The 20,969-nt window shown below is 44.2% G+C and carries 12 protein-coding genes; 4 read left to right on the plus strand and 8 right to left on the minus strand.

All coding sequences use genetic code 11. The annotated features are described in order from the left end of the window. Positions 1–24: 24 nt before the first annotated feature. Positions 25–1,803: a sensor histidine kinase gene (locus tag GC096_RS07985; RefSeq protein ID WP_171629702.1), complete on the plus strand. Its 1,779-nt coding sequence runs from the start codon at positions 25–27 to the stop codon at positions 1,801–1,803. Then, entirely contained in the window at positions 1,800–3,314 is a 1,515-nt protein-coding gene (locus tag GC096_RS07990; protein ID WP_171629703.1) for a response regulator, read from the plus strand. The genes GC096_RS07985 and GC096_RS07990 overlap by 4 nt, the downstream gene beginning before the upstream one ends. A 58-nt stretch (positions 3,315–3,372) precedes the next feature. Here the strand turns inward: GC096_RS07990 and GC096_RS07995 are convergent, their stop codons facing one another. From GC096_RS07995 to GC096_RS08030, 8 genes are all read right to left on the minus strand, one after another. Beyond that, positions 3,373–6,345 (minus strand): stalk domain-containing protein, encoded by a 2,973-nt coding sequence (locus GC096_RS07995; RefSeq protein ID WP_171629704.1) that lies wholly within the window; start codon positions 6,343–6,345, stop codon positions 3,373–3,375. Then, entirely contained in the window at positions 6,332–8,965 is a 2,634-nt protein-coding gene (locus GC096_RS08000; protein ID WP_171629705.1) for a glycoside hydrolase family 99-like domain-containing protein, read from the minus strand. The genes GC096_RS07995 and GC096_RS08000 overlap by 14 nt, the downstream gene beginning before the upstream one ends. A 22-nt stretch (positions 8,966–8,987) precedes the next feature. Further along, positions 8,988–10,013, minus strand: coding sequence for a glycoside hydrolase family 88/105 protein (locus GC096_RS08005; RefSeq protein ID WP_171629706.1), 1,026 nt, complete (start codon positions 10,011–10,013; stop codon positions 8,988–8,990). 15 nt (positions 10,014–10,028) lie between these two features. Next, positions 10,029–11,783: a hypothetical protein gene (locus GC096_RS08010; RefSeq protein ID WP_171629707.1), complete on the minus strand. Its 1,755-nt coding sequence runs from the start codon at positions 11,781–11,783 to the stop codon at positions 10,029–10,031. Between the two features lie 15 nt (positions 11,784–11,798). Further along, on the minus strand, positions 11,799–13,442 hold the full coding sequence (locus GC096_RS08015; protein WP_171629708.1) for an extracellular solute-binding protein: 1,644 nt from the start codon (positions 13,440–13,442) through the stop codon (positions 11,799–11,801). Positions 13,443–13,507: 65 nt separating this feature from the next. Next, the gene (locus tag GC096_RS08020; protein WP_171629709.1) at positions 13,508–14,383 is read right to left on the minus strand and encodes a carbohydrate ABC transporter permease; all 876 of its coding nucleotides are present in this window, start codon (positions 14,381–14,383) and stop codon (positions 13,508–13,510) included. Between the two features lie 24 nt (positions 14,384–14,407). Then, positions 14,408–15,337, minus strand: a complete 930-nt coding sequence (locus tag GC096_RS08025) for an ABC transporter permease (RefSeq protein WP_171629848.1) — start codon at positions 15,335–15,337, stop codon at positions 14,408–14,410. Between the two features lie 370 nt (positions 15,338–15,707). After that, positions 15,708–17,942, minus strand: a complete 2,235-nt coding sequence (locus tag GC096_RS08030) for a helix-turn-helix domain-containing protein (RefSeq protein WP_171629710.1) — start codon at positions 17,940–17,942, stop codon at positions 15,708–15,710. 193 nt (positions 17,943–18,135) lie between these two features. Between GC096_RS08030 and GC096_RS08035 the strand changes: the two genes are divergently transcribed. Together GC096_RS08035 and GC096_RS08040 are read left to right on the plus strand one after the other, a co-directional pair. Further along, the gene (locus GC096_RS08035; RefSeq protein WP_171629711.1) at positions 18,136–19,323 is read left to right on the plus strand and encodes an RCC1 domain-containing protein; all 1,188 of its coding nucleotides are present in this window, start codon (positions 18,136–18,138) and stop codon (positions 19,321–19,323) included. A gap of 130 nt (positions 19,324–19,453) precedes the next feature. Next, a complete protein-coding gene (locus GC096_RS08040) occupies positions 19,454–20,968 on the plus strand; it encodes a methyl-accepting chemotaxis protein (RefSeq protein WP_171629712.1) in 1,515 nt (504 codons plus the stop codon). Position 20,969 lies beyond the last annotated feature (1 nt).

Raw genomic sequence — 20,969 nt, forward strand, 5'->3', positions numbered from 1 at the left:
TCCGTTTATAAGGTGGTGTGCTCCGTGAAACTGAAGCCAGCTTTCAGTTATCAGAATTTGTCGATTGTGAAAAAAATGGCAATAGGCTACATCTTTATCATCTTTATTCCGATTATTTCATTCGGCCTGTTTCTTTATAATCAGAACTATAATAGCTTTCTCGAAGAATATGCGCAAGGCAGACAAAAAATTGTGAATCAAGTTCTTAATAACGTCAATTTAAGTACGGTACAGATCGAATCTGCCTATCAGTTATTCCAAAATAATTCGAACACGATTGCCTATTTAAGTGGGAACTACCGGAGCGATTTTGAGCAAGTTTCCAATTTTTTAACCTATATCAGACCCTTGTTTTCTTATATTTTGTCATCTAATCAAATGATCGATGGAATGACCATCTACATGGAGCAGCAAAACGGTATGATTTTCCGACCCGAAATGGCAAGGATGGACGAGTTCAAGTTGGATGAGAGCATTAAGAAGCTTCCGCTAGGTATAGGTAAATGGATAACGTTTACGAATGGCTCTAATCCAGACATCAATCTTCATTATTTTCATAAAATTGGAAATCGGAATTTTGAGCAAGATATCGGACTTCTCGATATCAAGGTCACTTCTAATTTCATAAAACCTTTATTGGAATCGCTTAATTTAAACAGCAAAAGCAATTTTTATGTACTTGATCAAGATAATAAGGTCATTTCTCATATTCAAAAAATTCCCTTATCCAAAGATTCAGAGATGGCCTTATTGAACCAAGCCCTCCAACTTAATGCCAAATACGCGTATCACACGTTTAATGGAAATAAAATGCTGATTGAATCCTTTTATTCTGACAGCTTGAAACTGCAGTTTGTGATGATGGAGCAAGTAGACACCGTCTTTATTGGGATCAAAAAAAACAAGTATATTCTTGTATTGATTGTCGCTCTCCTTTTACTACTTCTTTCCGGCATCTACTATCTGATCGCCAGTTCGATAACGAAGCGCATTCTGAAGCTTTCCAAGCATATGCGGCAAGTTGACGAAAACCATTTCCCTATCTATCGCGGGGAAATTAATAAAGACGAAGTCGGACATCTGACTTCCTCTTATAATGCGATGATCAGGCGCATGGATGAGTTGGTTAATACCGTCCATCGTTCAGAAATGCTGCGAAAGGAATCGGCCTATCTCATGATGCAGGCACAAATCAAGCCTCATTTTCTATACAATACACTCGAATCGATTCGCATGATCGCAGAAGCCAACGATGACCCCGAAGTAGCTGAGATGTCCTATACGCTAGGCAAGCTATTCCGCTACAGTCTATCTGGAACGAAAAATGAGACTTCGCTGCGAGAAGAAGTGGACAATGTCAAAGACTATATTAAAATTCAGCAAATTAGATTGGCTGACCGCCTGAAAGTAACGTTTGAGATCGACGCGGCTATCGATAACTTCCAATGTCCCCACTATATGCTGCAGCCGATCATTGAAAATAGTATTGTTCACGGGATTGCGAATGTAAGAAAACAAGGATCACTTTCGATCCGGATTTGGGAAGATTCTGCGTTCATGTTCATTAGCGTTGTTGATACGGGTATTGGGATTGAGGAAGAACGGCTTGTACTTCTCCAAGGCGTGTTAAACGGCACCATGGATGTCCATCGTTTGCAAAAAAGTGGCGGAGGTCTCGGGATTATGAATGTAAACGATCGTGTGAAAATGTTTTTTGGCGAACGTTCCGGTATTCAACTGGAGAGTAAGTTTCATGAAGGGACGACATGTATACTCAAGTTAGCTAAGGGGGCAACACCATGAAGCTGATGGTAGTCGATGATGAACCTATCATCTTAAATGGTATTATCCGTATGATTGAGAAAGCGCATACACCTTTTATCGAGATCATCGGTGCTGCTGACGGCATTGATGCCATGTATAAACTAACGTCTTTTCAACCTGATTTGATCCTTACCGATATTCATATGCCTGAAATGGATGGACTCACTCTGATCAAGGAAATACAATCTTTGAACCTTTGCAGCCGGTTCGTTATCTTAACTGGTTATGGAGATTTTGCTTATGCCAGACAAGCACTTCGCCACCAAGTCATCGACTATTTGTTGAAACCGATTAACAAGGAAGAACTCATCAACGTACTAAATCAAATCGGGAGAAGCATTCAGGATGAACAAAAGCAAATCAGCGAGTATGACCTACTTCTGCTCAAAGAACATATTCTATTCAATACGCAGTTTGATGACTTGCCGTTTAAACCTGAACAGTTGCAATCCCTGTTTCCCCATCCTTATACGACGATAATCGTGATCCAAGCAACCAATCATATTCCGCTTTTGACAACCGAATGCCTCTCAGGTATAGGTACAGCATGTATTTTCCAGAAATTGTACACATTCCAATCTCGCTTCTTGCAGCAAATTATCATTATTACGAATAGTGTGCATGTCCCAACAAATGAAGATTTACAGCTTGCATGTGGCGAGTTGTTCGGTACCGAGATAAAACAAGACATCGGAATTTGCATTGGGGTTAGCATTCGGAAGAATGATAATGAGCGTATACGTGATCTGTATATTGAGGCTATGGCTGCGATGTTATTCAATCGATACTTCTCCTCGAGCACCATAACCATCTATAAACCGGAGTCGGAATACATACACCAAAACTTTGACAAACTTATAAAATACATTGAACGTTCAATTGACGAACAGCTTTCAATAGAGCAGATCGAGAAGGATGTACATTCCATACTTCCTCATTTTCCAAGCAATACTGTAAGTACTAACAAGCTTCGCAAGCAGTTTCTTATCTGTATTAGTGTTTACTTGCAAAGTGTTGGCCTGACGCCAGAAGCCATCTGGGGTGAACATGCAGCATCTAAGCTTTTTTCTTCGAACAACACGTCACATGCAGATATCCATATCTCGGAGATTATCGCGCAGCTCATTCAACATATTCGCACCTCCAACCACCACCATCCGAACATGCATACAATTGATAAAATCGTCGCTTTCGTGGAACAAAATTACAAGCTGGATTTATCGCTCGATGCGGTTGCCGATCATGTGCAAATGCACCCTAATTACATCAGTATGTTGTTCCGGAAAGAGATGGGACTGACCTTCCTTCACTACTTGCATACCTTTCGACTAACCAAAGCAAAACAAATTATGCAAGATAATCCTGAATGGCCGATCAACACGATTGCAGAGCAAGTTGGTTACGAAAATCCACGGCATTTTTTCAAAGTATTTAAAAAATTCGAGAACATTACGCCTGGACAATTCAGGCTTGAAAATCATTCTTTTTGAAGTTCCATACAACGAAAAAAGCCAGAAACGCTAAAGTTTCTGGCTTTTTAACGTGAAACTAGGAATCCAATTCCTCATACACGGCTATGCTTACTGTTACTTCCGTAAGTATACCTCCGTTGCTGCCTATTGGAGTAACCGTACTTATGGAAGCACTGCTTACAGGAGCTTCCGTATCCCCCTTAAAATAAGCCCAATCCGTCTGGATTCCCACCAGCAGTGCTGGTGCGCTGGCGTTTTCAATCATACTCCCAGGTTGAGCTCCAATGGAAATTCGCGTTCCCTTCATTAGGCTTCCTGTAAAACCATGCAATTGACTTTTTTTCATAATCCCTTCCGTCAATACTCTTCCTGACTTGCCTGGTATTATTCGCTCCAACGTAATGCCAACAAAGCTTCCAGGAGAATCAGCAGCGCTCATGAGCCGCAGCGTGGTATTATCGGTATCAAAACGCACAGCAGCAAATCGAGGAATGCCAACCTGGGTATTATTCTGTAAGGTTAACTGCTTATCTAACACCTGTGGATAGTATTCAGCACCTGTGACGTTATACTCGGCCACTCTGCCTGAAGCACCTAGAATCCCATTTATTTTTGCCAATATAGAGCTATTGGTTTGATTGGTATAATTTTCATTAAAAATGATCGTTTTAGTTGTTCCATCTTCAAAGGTCACTTGAAGTGTTTTATTAAGGATGGTAAGGTCCCCCAGCCTTCTTCCGAGCGTATTATTAACCTCAATGTTGGCATTCAGACCGACTTTGATGCCGGATATATCCCAATAGCCGTATAGATAACCACTCAGGCCACCGCCTCCGTCTCGGGTTTCATACTGACCTAGAATAGCTGGTACTGCATCACCGCTGACCCTTACACTCGAACTGCTGCCTGTGGATTTACTAAACAAAGCTAGTGCTCTTCCTCTATGCTCATCCGAATAGCCAATAGGTGAGCTGTTATTAAAAGTAACTTTATAATCCGCATGATTGGCATATTGATTCTCTGGTTTTTGTGTAATCCAGGGTGAATCGTCCTGAACCATGTAGGTTCCTATAATCTCCGTATTGTTGAAGATAACCTCATCTTGGGTTCCACTTCCTAACGATTGTATGATAATAGGCTTCAAAGTTTCCGTGGAAACAATTTTACTGTCGTTGATGATATTGACCTGGGGTTTGGTGAAATCCTCCCGATTATGCACATACCAGCCATCAGCTTTGGAAACAAACGTGCTGCTATACACAATCTCCGTTACACCGCTGGCTGAACCATACCCCCAAGCATGAGAGCCTACCCCGCTGATCCCTCCCCATACCTTGGCCGGGTCTAGATCTGCGGGTGGAGTAACCCCCGGATGCGCTGCCATCCAGCTCTGTCGATACTCTACTGCTTCCAGATTGCCGTAATGCTCAATATGGGAATTTTTTACGATATGGATAGCATCCCTATTATTGCCATTGTCTTCACTGTGAATCGGATATCTCATGTTTTTGGCGGTGACGGTGAGATTCTCCAGGTTTGCTGTTGCCTTCAACCATACGGTCGATTGATTGGTAATTTCACTGTTCGTGGCTGATGCAGCATTCTCTCCCTTTAGGATAACTTGTTCCCTATCGGTTCCTCGAAGTGTAGTAAACGGCTTTACCACCCAATTTTTCTCTGTGTACACACCCGGATAAATCAGAATGACATACTGCTTGGCAGAGCTGCTATCCTGTATGCTATCATTTGCCAATTTCGGAGAGAGATAATCACCGTTTCCATCAGGCTTCACTGTCAAGGTGACTGTTTCGTAAACTCCTTCTCGGACTGTTACAGACGAAGCAGCCATTTTGCCGCCATCCACTGTTGCAACCGTGATCTGAGCGATTCCCTCCTTTTTCCCGTAAACAGCGCCATTCACGTCCACTATAGCCACCTCAGGATTGTCCGAGCTCCAAATAACTTTCCTTTCTACAGCATTCTGAGGCTCAATTATAGCCCTCAGCCTCGCTATCGCCCCAGGATTCATCTCCATGGCCGTTTTATTAAGACTGATGCCCGAGACTCTAGCAGGGATAGGATCATTGGCATAAGTCACCGGCAGAATCTCCACGTCGTCCAGATAGAAGCTATCTGCCACTGCTGGAAAATCCGTATAAATATACATGGTCAAATTGGTAATAGCGCCGGTTTCATTTAGCTTGAAATACCCTTCTGCCTTTTTCCAAGTAGAGGCATCCATCGCAGGCCCTGTTACCATCACCACCTGTTTGGTCTCTCCATTCACTTTGTACTGCAGACAAATCCGCAGCTTCTCCCCCGCTGTGGAGCCGGCAGCCAGCTTACCCCAAGCCGAGTAATAGTATTCTTTACCATTCTCTACGACGGGGAAAAGAATTTTTCCATAAGCATACTCCTTGGTTACTTTTACCGACTGATGACCGGAATGATACTCCGTGGTGCTTAGCTCAGCAGCGATTCTTTCACCCGATGGCAGCGTATTCATTTCCATCCCTGGATCTGTTAAAACATTATCTCCAACTATCTTGAATGGGCCAGAAACAAACAAGGTCTCTTCTAGCGCTTCCCAAGCAACGTTGTAACCAAATAGTTCGTTTAAATCATCAGATGACACTAACAGATCATAGCTCGTCATCACAGGAACATGCTGTAAGGTTACGGCTGTATTTCCTTTATAAGCTGTAAGCTGTCCAGGCACGACCCGAATAACATGGCCATTCTTTATCGCTAGGATAGCTCCGGTATCATCTCGTTCCGTCATAATCCCGTCTTTCGCCAGAACTTCAGCAAGCGGCAGCATGACGTTGCCGTCGATCATTTCCAGCGGAGTTACGGTTTTTATCGGTTGTCCATTCAGGTACATTTTCACTCCCGCAATGGGAACCTTCACCAATCCTATCTGGTCAATGCTAAAATCACCCGCAGTTGTAAGGGGATCGAACCGGATTGCTTGGATATTTCCCGTCCACTTCTTATTGCTCCACATGGGAACATAATAATCCGTGTAACCGCTATCATTTGGCTTCATTCCATGTTTGATCCGTTTCCGTTATGAAATAAATCTGTCCAGCTGTATCGCTAGAACTATTTTTCATGCGGATATGGATATACGGGTTTTCTTCTGCTGAAATCCCTAAGGCAGGCGGTGAATGAATACCTGGATCACTCCCTGTTGATGTACCTGAGTAGTGTCCTCCTGCTGTGCTTACTTGATAGACTTGCTTCGCTACAGTCCAACCTTCACTGTCCCCATCTGTGTTGAAATCCCACAACTTGCTGTACGTAATAGGACTAATGTCCGTAATGGGTGGGACTTCCACTGTTTTTGGAGGAACAATCCGCCCTTGGGGATATAAGCCTCGGATTCTTTCTTTTTGCGCCTCTGTAGGAACAGTGTCCGAATGTTCTCCACCCTCAGTAAACACATTACGAATCGCGTTCAGATAGTGGAAACCGTTTAATCCCGCTGGCATGATAAAGTGGCCTTCACCATATTCATTCCAGTTATCCAGAAGAACCATCTTCCGGCCTACACTGTTTGCTGGCAAAGATGGCACAAAAGTGCTCTTCACCCATTGACCCGTTGACTGGAACTCCTCAGGCGCAGCATAATAGCCGGCGGGTCCATCCCAGGCACGATCGTCCCTTCCCATGCTGACAACGGGAACCACATCCATGGAACCAGCATCTCGTTGCTGCTCCAGCTTAATCTTTTGCAATTCTTCTTTCCCTGCAAAAGCTCCCCAAGAGTAGGCAAACATGGCATCAAGTCCGGCGTCATTCTTCATTTCTTGTATCATGGAAGCGTCCGAACTTGAATTTGAAATCAGAATAGTAACATCATCGAAACCGGCATCTCTAGCTGCCTGTCTTAAAAACTCCACTTCTGCCTTAACACCCGCCGCAGTTCCTCCAAAATTCCGTTTCAAGCCGGAATAACTAAAAATCCCTATGACAGGCTTATTGTCGATGACTACATACCTAGGATCTTTGAAATAGTATTCCATCCAATACGGTACAACATTGTTTCTGAAATCCTGGCTTCCGCTAACCTTGGAGGATGAAGCCTCCCACATGATCATAAAATCGGCTTTGTCGCTGTACTTGGCATTGAAATAACCATCATGAAGCGCCGCACCCAGGCGAGGCTCCTTTATCGGCTTTCCTTCTGAGCCTGTCGGTCTATACCAACAATACATCTGGAAGTCAATGCCATGCTCCGCCATCCATTTGATTTCCCAGTCTGCAACTTCCGGATTGCCTTCGTCATAATAACCAAGATAAGGCGTCCTTTCTGGATATGGATTGATCCGATCCCATCCAAGGTGCTGCCCTTCTCTCCACAAAGAACAAGCCTGAGCTCCTACCAGCTCATCATCCGAGTTAGCGGGAATAGGTGCGGGCACATAATCCAGAGGCTCTGCCTCCTCGTGATACAAGAGGATATCATCCAGCGACATGCTTCCCCTATTTGGTCCTCCGATTGTAAAGTTAACACGGTTTACACCGCTAAACGGGATGTCAATTTGCTCCACTTTTAATTTGCCGTTGAGATAAAGATCCGCTTTGCCGGTTACGGTATTTAATTTGAGTTTTACATGATACCAGAGGTTTGGAATGTAGTCGTAGAAGGCCACATTTTGACCATTTGCGCTCTTATAAGCAAATTTCCCGTCTGCTGTAAGCCATTGGAAGACTGTCGAATTTTCATTTTTTAGCGTTGCTGAGAAACCGTCCGCTTTAACGGGAATAAATATTTTGTACTCAAAAATCAGGCTTCCTTCCTGAGAAGGAATGGATTTTTCCATGCTCATATCTCCAGCAGCATTTGTCGCGTTCATCTTCAGACTAAACACATCCGGCGGCTTCGAATTATCCATTTTCTCCACAGCAATCACACCACCATTAGGCAGTGAATTCCAATCCTCGGGTAGAGGGCCTTGTACTGTGGATATAAATTTCTCATTAATGGCATACCCTTTGTGAATCTTTACCGGAGCAAAAAAGAGTTCTCCCGTTGTTACATCACCCGTAATAACGAGAAAGTTATCTATCACTACCACATCGTTCGTAAAACTCTTCTCCGATGCTTTTATGATACCGTTTACATAAACCTGAACCTTTTTTGCATCCAGATCAACGATTACTTTGACTCCGTATTCGACATTAGCGTTGATGGTCTGGAGATTGTGACTAGCTTCACCAGTTTCCAGAACTAAACTTCCATTCATCACCCCAAGGCTGACCCCTACGGTTCCTCCGCTTCGAAGCTGCCACTTTACGCCGTTTACGACCGATGGCATCTTAAAACGGTATTCCAGGGTCATGATTCCGTCATTCTGAGATCGCATTTTTTTATTCATGGATACGGGAAGTACATCACTTGTGTCACTGATTTTGAACCAATTGTTAAAACTGTATGAAATCGATCCTCCAGCTCGTCTTACATCCCATCCGCTGGCTACGACTTCACTCGGTTCGTATGACGTGGCGAGGTTAGAAAAATCTTCATCCAACAGGTATTCCGCTTTGTCCGGAGTAGTTGTCGTTTCTGCATAAACAGTGGAAGTTTCCCATGGATTTACGGTTAAAGTGGACAACATGCAAACAATCATAAGGATCGCAAAAAGCATGCGCCTTATCTCCATATCACTTACCCCCTTCATGACCTTAAGTTGTTTCTTGCACCTCTTGGCATAGCATCAACAAGGCAATTCCTTGACCCCATGGCATGATAGACTGCCGGGGAATAGCATTATACGCCAGAATACTTTTTTGAATGCCCGTTCCTGCCGAAACATCCTGCACCGTACCCTCTTCCGAAATATGCCGAAGTACAGCCTTATACCCTTTCTCCGCGCAGAGTAAGTATTTTTTATCCAAATAGCCCATACGCACGCTTTTATTAATTCCATATACAAATCCCGCCGTCGCAGAGGTTTCCTCATAGGAGGAGGCGTCATTGAGAATGGTAGGCCACATGCCATTGTCATTTTGAACTGCCGCCAGTCCCTCGACCTGTAGGTGGATTCTTTCAAAAAACCATTCTTTTTCCTTTTCATAACCACGCAAGGTTGCGAATATTTCCGGTATGCTGATCGTTACCCAGCTGTTTCCTCTTGCCCAGAGACAGCCGCTGAGATGATAATTACCCGACAGACTGTATCCATGGTAAAGCAACCCATTATCCCTGGTTTGAAGGGCTTCGATATGAAGCCTTGCCTGCAGCAGTCCTTCCTCGATATAAGCTGCTTTATTCAGGATCTGTCCCAATTCCGTTAAGAACACTCCGGCCATAAATACAGTATCTACCCACATCTCTCCGGCAAACTTATCGTTAATAACCGTATGCTCAAGAGCCCCATTAGATAAACGTGGAGCTTCCTTCATGAGCCAACTGGCAAATTTTTCGGCAAAATCAAGATAATGAAGTTCTTCCGTTTCTCGATAGAGCAGCAAAACCGAGAGCAGCGGTGCGGTAGTATTGATGTTATACGAAATCTGCTGGCTGTTCGCCATGTTAGAGTCGATAAACGTTTTGATAAAGTTATAAATCTCCTGACTTCCGGTTGTCTCATACACTTTCCGCAATCCGTATAAAGCGACGCCTGCTCCCCAGTCCCAATCGCCTTTCTTGTCTACATTAAAATCCATCCCCATGGTTGTTCGTGCTACTTTTTCCAGAATTCCATTCACTTTTCACACCCCCGGTTACTCTTGCCTAACTGTTATCTGATTAAAATCGTAGGTTGCCTTTTTTCGGTTAGACTTTACTTCAACAATTCCACTGTTAAAAGCTGAAAACATATAGGGCCCGTTATAGGTAGGATAAGGAAAGATCACCTTTTCTCCATTTACGGTTCGCTTAGATTTGTCCATCGATAGTTCCCCCTCCGAGGAGGAATGGTACGATAACTGCATATTTACAGGGTCAAATGCAACACGGTTTTGTAAAATCGTCCTGCGAAACGTTGCAAAATCCGGGAAGTTCATGTTATCTCCCACTTCGCAAATGACCGCATTGCACCTACCCTGACTTCTAATTTCCCTTCTGGCAAAGTCTCCATCTTCTGTCCAGTTATACCCATTGTGGATAAATATAGAGATATAAACCAAGGACTTTCTTAGAAAAAGGTAATTCCCCTCTTCCTTCACCTCATCGAAGGCATCCCTCGGAACATGGACATGAATCCAATTCAGCGGTTGCTCCTGAGGGATCTGATACATGGCCATCACCACATTTTTTTCGCCAAAAAAGTGCCCGCAACCGCAACCCAAATCTCCCGTCCAGTAGCCATGCTCGCTTCCCTCCGTGCCATGATGCCCAGGATGATGACTGAATATTTTCAAATTGGTCTCCTCCACAAGGCTCAGATCCCATTGGTGCTGCTGATGATGGGCATACCAACCCGCTTCACTACCTAGACGGTATGAATCTTGGAAATTCACAGCTCCCATGATATACCGGGGAGTGTAATAGGTATATTTATTGATGCTTCCCTCCTCCTGCGGCAGCTTTTGGTGAGGAGTTTCACAAGTTATGCAGTGTAAATGCTTGCTTTCCTGGTGAACATAGGGCTGCGTTCGCCCTAGTGCAATCTCGTAAATCTGTTGATGGGGCTGATAGCCCGAACAAATGGCAGCAATGAGGCAGGGACCTTGGATCTCCTCCCTGTAGCCATGCCCGAAATACAGATAGTAGAGAGGAAAGGTACCGCTTCGGGCATGATCCAACGCAACAGGCGCATAGATGCGGCCATGGGCCCCTCCGTACAAACCGTCGAGGCTATCGCATACCATGTCCAGCATTAGCAAATCCAGCATCATCTCTGCAAGTTTAATTAGTTCCAAATCGTAAGCAAAATCATAGAGACACAGCAGACACTCCACGACCTCTGGGAGATAGCTGGAGGAATCAAACTCAGCCCAGCCCCGCTTGGCGCGAAAAACAAGGTATTCCCGGAGAAGGTTTCCTTCCTCCTCCAGAAGCTCCTTTCCTTTCTTTCCATACGCCTTAAAGCGCTCTTGCGGATATTTCTGTGCAGCCAGATACCGGGAAGTATGAAAAAGCAACATGTGATTCTCTGACTTGTACTTGCTTTCAAAACCATAATTCAGATAAAAACTTCGTATGGAGTTGATAGTCAACTCCTGCAAAAGTCCAATTGGTTCAAACTGGTAAAGGGCACGTATCAGCTTTATGGCCGTAAAATCCGATTCTCCTTGCGGATCGCGGCCATAAGGATGGGGATGCTCAAACCACTCAGATGATCTCATCAAACTCTGATTACTTTCCTCCACATACATGGCTTTACTCAGGTTCGCAATGGCCATACCTCCATATAGATCCTTGGACAAATCCTTCTGAATTTGCTTATCGAGCAAATAGGAGCTTCTTTCTTCAAGGCTAGCTATCGCATTGCTTGCCAGAAGCTCCGCATCGTCGGACAATCGAATGAAATCCATTTCCATCTCACCTTATTATTTTTTAGCTAGGAACTGGTAAATGTCCTTCGTCAAGAAAGCATTCTTTTTATTCTGCTCATACCACTTCGCGTACCAATCGAAAGTCTGATTTTGTCCAATCTTCTGCTTCAAACTCTTAAGATCGTTCATCGCTTGATCAACGGAATAGGCGTTCCCACTTACTACTGTCTTGGCAATAAGATCCTTGCTTTGCTGGGTCCAATCATTGTTGATTTTTAACAAATCAGCTGGAAGTGTAGGCATATGCTCACCATGTGTTAACATGTACAGCGGCACTGCGGGATTTTCGTACAGATCACGTGTTTCTTTTCTGATTCCAGCCCATTCCTCAGCATTTGGAATATTCTTATCAAGAACTGGAACGTTACATACCTCTTTGGAATCAATCGTTGTCGCTGTCATATACATATCGGTGTTGTAGCCTATTTCAATTTTACGTAAATCCGGATTAGTCGCTCTCGGACATCCGAGCTCATCATTTTTCCAATGAACGTTTTCCGTGCCGAATTTAAGCATTTTCCATGTCTTTTCAGCTAGCATGAAATCAATCTCTTTCACTGCGGAGACCGGGTCCTTTGAGCCCGCATAAACAACCGTTGTCATCTGTAGCGGATTTAACATTCGGATCGTGTATTGTCCAAACTCTGTCTTAGGCATCAGCATGGGGGATATCGTTGCCTCTTTATTTGTGCTGCGGAGCGTCGTTAGTAAATCAACGTTCGCGTTATCAGCCACATAGATTCCAAGCTTGCCAGACAAAAAGTCTTTCTTCGCCTTCTCGCCGTTCTTATCCGTCAAGTAATCACGATCAACAACAGCTTCGTCAAACAGTCGTTTCTTGAAGGAAACGGCCGCTTTCATTCTCGCTTCCTCTTCGACCAGCTTGTCATCTTTAATGAACATCGTATTGCCATGCATAGCATCAATGGCTTCATCCCCTAAATAAGCGAGTGAATAGCCGTACGTGTCCTTCTTCCCATTGCCGTCCGGGTCTTGTTCGGTGAACGCTTTCGCTACTTTAAGCAGATCATCCGGCGTTTGTGGTATGGGCAGCGAGAGCTTTTTTAGCCAGTCGGTGCGGATGAATACAGCTATTTGTACGGTGCTAGGAATAACTCGCCCGATTTCGTACAATTTACCATCAGGCTTTGTCCCGATCTTGCGCATAATAGGATACTTTTCCAGCATCTTGCTGTAATTCGGCGCATATTGTTTGATCAGATCATCCAGCGGCAGCAGCTGCTTCTGGGTATACAGTTGATCCCGATAGCCCGTTTCAAATTCGTTGATCACGTCGGGAGCTTCTCCTGAAGCAAACAACGTATTGAATTTCTGCTTCGATTCAAACCTCGGAATGGCAACAAATTCAACATCCGCTGGCCCGTTTTCGTTAATCCATTTCGTCCAACGATTGTTCGTAATTGATCCTTCCGCTGGAGGTGTGTTGCCACGGTCGTAGAGGGACATTTTGATCTTGCCCCGTTTCTCCGGTGCTGTTGGAGATGATCCTGCTTTTGTTGGTGAGACGGAAGCTCCACTAGCCTCTTCTTTTGGTTTACTACAAGCCGCGAGTACCGTCCCTGCCGCCAATAAAGTCACCACTGCCATTAACGTACTTTTCTTCATTTTGTCTTCCACTTCGTTCATCCCCTTTTGTATGTATAGACTGATTTCGAATCCTTTCATCTTTTCGCCATTACGATTTATCCTTTGATAGCGCCAAGCATCACACCCTTTACAAAATACTTTTGCAGAATCGGATATACAATCAGCATGGGCAGTGTCATGATCACAATGCCCCCAGCTTTCACAGCCTCAGGAGACATATTCTCCAAATCTTCCGGCTGCAAGGCGATCGTCTGCATCAGCATGCTCTGACTCTGCACCATCTGCTGAACGAATACGGTCAAATTCATCTTCTCCGCATCATTGATGAATATGAGGACGCTCAGGAAGGAGTTCCAGTAACCAACCGCTAAAAATAGACAAACCGTCGCGATAACAGGTAATGATAACGGAAGAAATATTTGTACAAGAAGCCGCCATTCCCCACAACCATCGATGCGTGCAGACTCCTCAATCTCTGTAGGAATACCTTCGAAATAGGTACGCATGAGCAGTAGATTATAGGCGCCAACCAACCCAGGAAGCCATAAGGACCAGTAGGTATTAATGAGGCCAAGGCTTTTCATCAGAAGAAAGAAGGGAATCAGCCCACCGCTGAACATCATCGTAAATACCATGGCCAGGGTAATAAATTTGCGCCCAAAGCAGTATGTACGAGACAACGCATAAGCGGCAAGAGTCGTGCAGAGCAAGCTCAACCCCGTTCCTACTATCGTGATGTTCAAGCTGTTCAGAAAAGAGGGAATGACCCTTGAACCGATAAATAGAGTTTTATAAGCTTCCACATTAAAATGAATCGGCCAAAGCCAGACGAACCCGGAATCGATAGCCGCTGAGTCGCTGAACGAGACAGCGATAATATTAATTAGCGGAATAAGACAGCTGACGGCAGCCAGCAGCAGAATTGTATGAACAGAAGCATTAAACCATTTCCCTGCGTAATTTTCTCTCACGTTCTGACTTCCTTTCAAGCCCGATTACCATAGGCTCTGGTTGAATTTACGGGCAATACGGTTTGCTGTTAACACAAGTGTGAAGCCTACTAATGATTCGAATAACCCCATAGCAGCTGGAACGCCGAATTCGCCCCCCTGAATTCCCGTCTTGAATGTATACGTACTGATGACTTCCGAAATATCGGCGACAACCCGATTCTGCATCACATAGATGTGATCGAAACCAACCTCCATGACACGTCCTACACCAAGGATGAGCATCAAAATGATCGTAGGTCGAATGCCAGGAAGTGACACATGCCACATCTGCCGCCATTTGCCAGCGCCGTCCATTGCAGTCGACTCGTACAAGCTCGGATCGATCGTCGTAAGCGCCGCTAAATAAATGATCGCCGAAAAGCCAGCCTCTTTCCAAATACCTGCACTCAAAAAAACAGCAATCCACGAAAACGGTTGATAAAGGAAGGCATAACGTTCACCGCCCAGCTTTTCAAGTATGTCGTTCACCATCCCGGAATCCTGAGAAAACAAGGTGATAAAGATGCCGCCGACAATAACCCAGGAAAGGAAATGGGGCAAATACAACAGTGTTTGTACGATTTTCTTGAACCACATTTTTCGAACCTCATTCAGCAGCAGAGCAACCAATATCGGAAATGGAAACCCAATAAAGCTTAATAAGCTCAGCATGAATGTATTGCGGATGATCTTCCATCCAAGTGGATTATTAAACAAATAATCAAAATGCTTTAATCCAACCCATGGACTCCCCCAGATTCCATCCCAAAAGTTATAATCCTTGAATGCAAGGACGATCCCGCCCATCGGCGCATACTTGAATAGGAGAAAACAAATAATGGCTGGAGTCAGCATGATATACAGCGGAATATTTTGCTTCAGATATTTGCTGCCACGCTTTCTCGTATCTCTGGTTCGAACTGATTTATCCATGTCCAAAGCTGTGTGCTGCGAAGATACTTGCATGTGACTTTACCTCCTATGTCGCCCTGCCGAGCGTGTATCGCTTGGTTGTGATCGTTGCTATTCCGTTCACAACTCAACACTACACGGAAGTCCCTTAGCAAGGCAATTCACACATTTAGACGCGATGCACAACTTCAATAATCAGCAGGAGTTCAGGGTTTAAACGGCATGCCCCACGCTTAGTGGCATGCCATGCACAGTTTTCACACAAGACTCTGTTTCCACAATTCCCTGCACTATTGGGGACAAACGGCTTGTCGGCTAAACAAAAAAACGACCCATTCAGGGACTTTGTTGATCTATCCCTGAATCGATCGTTTTCGATACTTCCTGATTATTATTGTTGGAACTCCTTGCGATATTCACCAGGAGTCCGGCCCACTAGTTTCTTAAATACGCGAATAAACGAAAAGGTATGTGTATACCCAACCTTCACTGCGATTTCCTGGATCGCAATGGATGTTGTGACCAGCAAATATTTAGCCTGTTCGATTCGTTGGCCAGCCAAATAATCAATGAATTTCTCACCGAATTCTTCTTTAAACAAGCGGCTTAAATAATTCGGTGTCAACTTAAATTTCTCACTCAGCATGACGAGTGAGAAATCCGGATTGTAATACTCGTTTTCGATATACACTTTCACTTGGTCAATCAGATCATGCTGGCTTCGTTGCGCGCGAAGGCTATCCAGCCTCCTGCAGGCATCCTCCAGAATACGATGTAATTCTTCCTCCAATTCATCTACCGTGTCGAAAGACACAATCCATTCATTAATTGGATTCATGGCATACTCTCGCCAACATTCCAAATAATCTGCGGACAACCCCGACATTTCCTTGTAGAAGTGAAATAATAAATAATTCATCAGATTGACAACTTGTTCCCGTGAAAATAACTGTATGCGAATTTCCACAAACAGGGCGTTATAGTGGCCTTCCCATTCTGCTTCACCGAGCCTGTAGAAATGGACCAATTCACGAATAGATGGAAGGGATCGGAATATTTCTTCGCCCGACTTGTTATTGATATCCTTGAATTCAATAACGCTGCTGACACCGACTGTGGTCTTATAACTGAGTGCTTCTAACGCTTCTTCGTAGGAACTAGATACCCCCTGAATGCCTGACACTTTCGTTCCAAGTCCACAGGTGATCGTAATCGCTACATTTTCGTGGATCCAATCCACTGTTTTGCGCATAATCTCTCGAAACGGATCACCTGCTGCAATCTCATTCGGCAGTTGACAGACGACGCACAATCGATGCTTTTCGATCCATTCTGGACAGATCAGAATACCCTCATTCTGGTTCAGTTCTTGAACAACGTTATCAATAATAAATTTAATCAAATATTGATCCTTATTATTGTAAGTTGAGGTGAAATTCGAATACTTGTCGATCTCGATAATGGCCACCACATATTGATCGTATGTCTCATGAAATCCGAAACGAGATAACTCCTTTTCCCATCCCTCTTCCAGCTGAAGCTGCGTCCCGGTCAGCAATTCTTCGAACAGATATCGCCGACGGTAGCTAAAATTCTCGTCGTTCTCTAGCCGATACTTGCCGAACTGCTCGAGTAGATGATCAAGTAGATTGTCAATAATTTTGAATTCATCATACTTGACTTGTCCAAGTATATTGGGTCTCTGCAGCGGAACGGATGAGAGCCGCTCCAGAAGTGACTGAATCGGCTTGTAGTTCTGCCGACTCGCGTATACAATCCATAGTGCACCCGCAAGAACCGTGATGATGCCGATCACCAGCCAGAAGGCATTGAGGTTCGAGAGAAAGCGAAAGAAGACGCCGTCGATAAATCCGCTTCTAATCGTCCAACCTGTGTACTCCGATTTCATAACGGTAAAATCTTCCCGATCTAGGCTAGCTCCTCCGTCTATCGCGTCGTCACCGATGATATAATCTCCATTGGCATCAAGTAGGTGAAGATAGCTGAATTTAGAACTGGACACATTGTTGACGAGCTTCGCGATCGTATGTAATTTTATATTTGCAACAAGAACGCCCTCTGTTCCCAACGGCAACGGCATTCGCATGACTAGAGATACGACGGACGTTGTCACTCCGGCGTTGTCGATATACTGACGACTTATACTCCAGCGATTAGCAGGGGGAGCGGCAATTAGCGTATTCAAATATTGGCTATTGGAAAATTGATCGAGCCCCATCATCGACGTGTCACTTAAAACGATTTGGTCACGTGTACGATACAAATACACCGATTCGATCTCGCTGAAGCTGTCTCGCAGCAAAATTAATTTCTTATATACGTCACGGTCGTTAAGATATCGGTTCTGAGAAAACGGAGATGTACTGTAAAAATCGATGACAGATTGGTCATCGAGAAATGTCTGCACGATATATTGTTCGACCGTTCGCAGCTTGGAATCGATGTATTGCATGGTATTTTCTGCATAGATCTCGTTCGCCTTCAGCGCTTGCTGCTTGGACAATTCACTCATAGTGACGAAAAATATCCATAGCAACACTATAATAACGAGAATGAATACTGGCAGATAAGCAAATACAAGGCGATTTCTCCACTTCTTCCTCATGTCAACATCCCCTTTATTCGTACAAAGTACAACGAGTCGGATAGACAAGTCAATACTCAATTTGGAGAAACATGCACATTTAGAAGAATGAAGGCAATGAATGAACCCTATGCCGAAACTTTTCCTATATTTTACAGTATAACATTTTGATTTCAATTATTATCCATTAATACCAAAGAAATGAGGATGAACAATGAAAACGAGCTTTCATACTTTGCATCTTAAGAAGCTTTTGCTAACTTTTACTGCTGTAGGACTCTTGCATACAAGTCCTCTTATTGTATCTTCCGCACAAGCTGCCGCGGACTCTTCCTCTACTTCACCACAACCGGTAAAGGTGTCCGCAGGTTTGGAATCGTATAGCCTTCTCGATAATGAGGGACATGTCTGGATAATCGGTAAACGCGTCCCTACTAGAGTAAAGGGCTTAGAAAATGTTTCTGACTTTGCTTTCAATGGCCGAGGGTTGGCTGCTCGGGAAGATGGGACGGTGTGGGAATGGTCTTATCAATATAATTCACCTGAGGATACGACCTGGTACTTTCCTGTCACTTCTCCGGTTCAAATTCCACAATTAAAAAATATTGTTAAAGTAGCTGAAAATGCTCAACAATTAAACGCAGCTTTGGATAAAGAGGGAACTGTTTGGGTGTGGAATACCAAACACAGCCTGGAGAAAAGAGAAGAAAAAGCTCCTGTGCCGATTCCTGGGCTGAAAAAAGTAAAAGGTATTACCGTTTTTAACGGTCAGGTTATTGCTTTACAAGAAGACGGGACCGTGTTTAGTTCCACTGGATTCGATGATTATACCTACAACTTTTCTGCAAATTGGAATTTACAGATCCATGAAAATACATCCTATAACATTAGAACAAAACAAGTTCCGGGTTTATCTGACATTGTTGAACTAGGAAAAGGAACGAATACAAGGCATCTGCTAGCTTTGAAAAAAGATGGGACCGTCATGGCATGGGGCGATAACCATTATGGTCAACTGATAGGCAAACACGGGGATGCTGAACCGATAGAAGCCGTGCAGGTGCCAGGGCTAACTGATATTATTTCGCTAACATCCGGAAATACACATAGTCTTGCACTTAAAAAAGATGCTACGGTCTGGGAGTGGGGCTATCTAACTATTGATGGAAGCCATGATTTTGAACATATTACCACACCTGTGCAAGTTAAGGGATTGGACCACATTACCGCGATTAGCTCAGGCTTTGGCTTCAATACAGCCATAGGGCAAGATGGAACACTTTGGGCATGGGGAGCAAATAATTTCGAACAGTTAAGCGACGACACCAATACCCCCAAATTTAGTCCGGTCCATGTTTCATTTCCGAAACCAAGATGGATGCTTGATCTTCCAAAAAATTGAATTTCAATCGTGGAATAGAGCCAATCAATGCATGTTAATAATCATTTTAAAAGGAGTTCCTCCAAGCTGTGCAGAATTCCCCCATCTAGAGTAGACCGACAATGATCGGCATTCAAAATGGGGGATGAAGATGACTATTTCAAGCATGTTCAACAGACAAGATTTAAAGCAAGAATCACATCTTTCTCTTCGTGACCAAGACGTTATTCGCCGGAACTTTATTGTTTTTCTTGCCATTTCTGCTACCGCTTTACTCATTTATATGAGTGTGCTTACCTTAGGCGCGGGAGAGATGGACTTTAGTCTTACGTTTACGCTCATATTTGAAACAATCATTTGGTTGACGTTTGCCTACTTGCACTTCACCAAGAAATTTATTCATTATTTATGTTATTTCGCGGTCATTACCAGTGGCATTTCAACTACCGTGCAACTGATTGGAAAATCGGATGTCACCAACATCTTTTCCGTCTATTATATGATGATCATGGCGCTTATTTTCATGAAAATGCTGCCTTGGCTCATCTCTGCTGTATGGGGACTTGCTCTGGTCCTCTACCAATTCGTCGGCCAAAAAGATGCGCTGCAAATCGATCCGCAAACAGCGCCAACCTATCTCATTTATTTTTTCTTAATTAGCGTTCTGATGTTCGCCGTTTTGAAGGTTACTGGCTATATGCACAAAAGTATGGAAGAAGCCCGGACGCAAGCGGAGCAGTTCCTTGCCCTACAGCAGGAACAACGCGAAATCGCCGCTAAGCAAGTTACGCTGGTCACGGAGCATCTGCATTCCATCTCACAATCAGCCGAGGAAGATAGCTCTTCCTTTGATGAAATGAATAACGCCTTCCAGGATATTGCAACAGGCGCAGGCGATCAAGTCGATTCAACACTATCCATTACGGAGTCCGTGAATCACATGAATGAGCTGATTAAAGAGATGTCCGACTCGATCTACAACTTACTCGGAAAAACATCCGAAGCAGCTACACTGTCCGACCAAGGTCTCGGCCGTATGGAGCAGCTTTCAGATACTTTCTTAGCTTTCACCAAAGATATTGAGGCTGTTTCTCATGACACAACTTCCCTGATCACGCGTTTAGATGAAACAAGCCAATTCAGTCATACGATTCAGGATATCGCGAATCAAACGAACCTCCTCTCGCTCAATGCCAGCATTGAGGCGGCAAGAGCCGGCGAACATGGCAAAGGCTTTGCCGTCGTCGCGAATGAAATCCGTAAGCTGGCCGATATGACAGCCAAATCTGCCATTCGCATTTCCGAGCAGTTGCAGGAATTCACAACACTGTCTAGCCAAACTCGCTCCCGAATGGATCAAGTCTCTCTGCGCATGCAGCAGAGCACGGAGATTACAGGCCAAACGAAGCAAGCGTTCGAGTCCATCACCGATTCCGTTACGATGCTTAAGGTGCTTTCTACGAGTTATGGCGAGCTCATGGATCGGATCAGCAACTCGTCCGTCACAATCAGCGATTCAACGAACAACTTGGCGGCGATCTCTGAGGAAGCATCGGCGACACTCGAAGAGTTGTCCGCAACCTTGCAATCTCTGCTCGTCAACAATCGCAAGAACTTGGCTCGTATTAAGGAAGCGGAGCAAAATTTGCGTGTGGTTACTCAATAGG

Source organism: Paenibacillus plantarum, from assembly GCF_013141695.1.
Taxonomy (GTDB): domain Bacteria; phylum Bacillota; class Bacilli; order Paenibacillales; family NBRC-103111; genus Paenibacillus_E; species Paenibacillus_E plantarum.

Excerpts from the sequence above, each read along its gene's own strand:
- GC096_RS07995 (WP_171629704.1), bottom strand. The coding sequence starts at position 6,345 with ATGAAGCCAAATGATAGCGGTTACACGGATTATTATGTTCCCATGTGG.
- GC096_RS08000 (WP_171629705.1), bottom strand. The coding sequence starts at position 8,965 with ATGGAGATAAGGCGCATGCTTTTTGCGATCCTTATGATTGTTTGCATG.
- GC096_RS08030 (WP_171629710.1), bottom strand. The coding sequence starts at position 17,942 with ATGAGGAAGAAGTGGAGAAATCGCCTTGTATTTGCTTATCTGCCAGTA.
- GC096_RS08025 (WP_171629848.1), bottom strand. The coding sequence starts at position 15,337 with ATGGATAAATCAGTTCGAACCAGAGATACGAGAAAGCGTGGCAGCAAA.
- GC096_RS08040 (WP_171629712.1), top strand. The coding sequence starts at position 19,454 with ATGACTATTTCAAGCATGTTCAACAGACAAGATTTAAAGCAAGAATCA.
- GC096_RS07990 (WP_171629703.1), top strand. The coding sequence starts at position 1,800 with ATGAAGCTGATGGTAGTCGATGATGAACCTATCATCTTAAATGGTATT.
- GC096_RS08010 (WP_171629707.1), bottom strand. The coding sequence starts at position 11,783 with ATGGATTTCATTCGATTGTCCGACGATGCGGAGCTTCTGGCAAGCAAT.
- GC096_RS08035 (WP_171629711.1), top strand. The coding sequence starts at position 18,136 with ATGAAAACGAGCTTTCATACTTTGCATCTTAAGAAGCTTTTGCTAACT.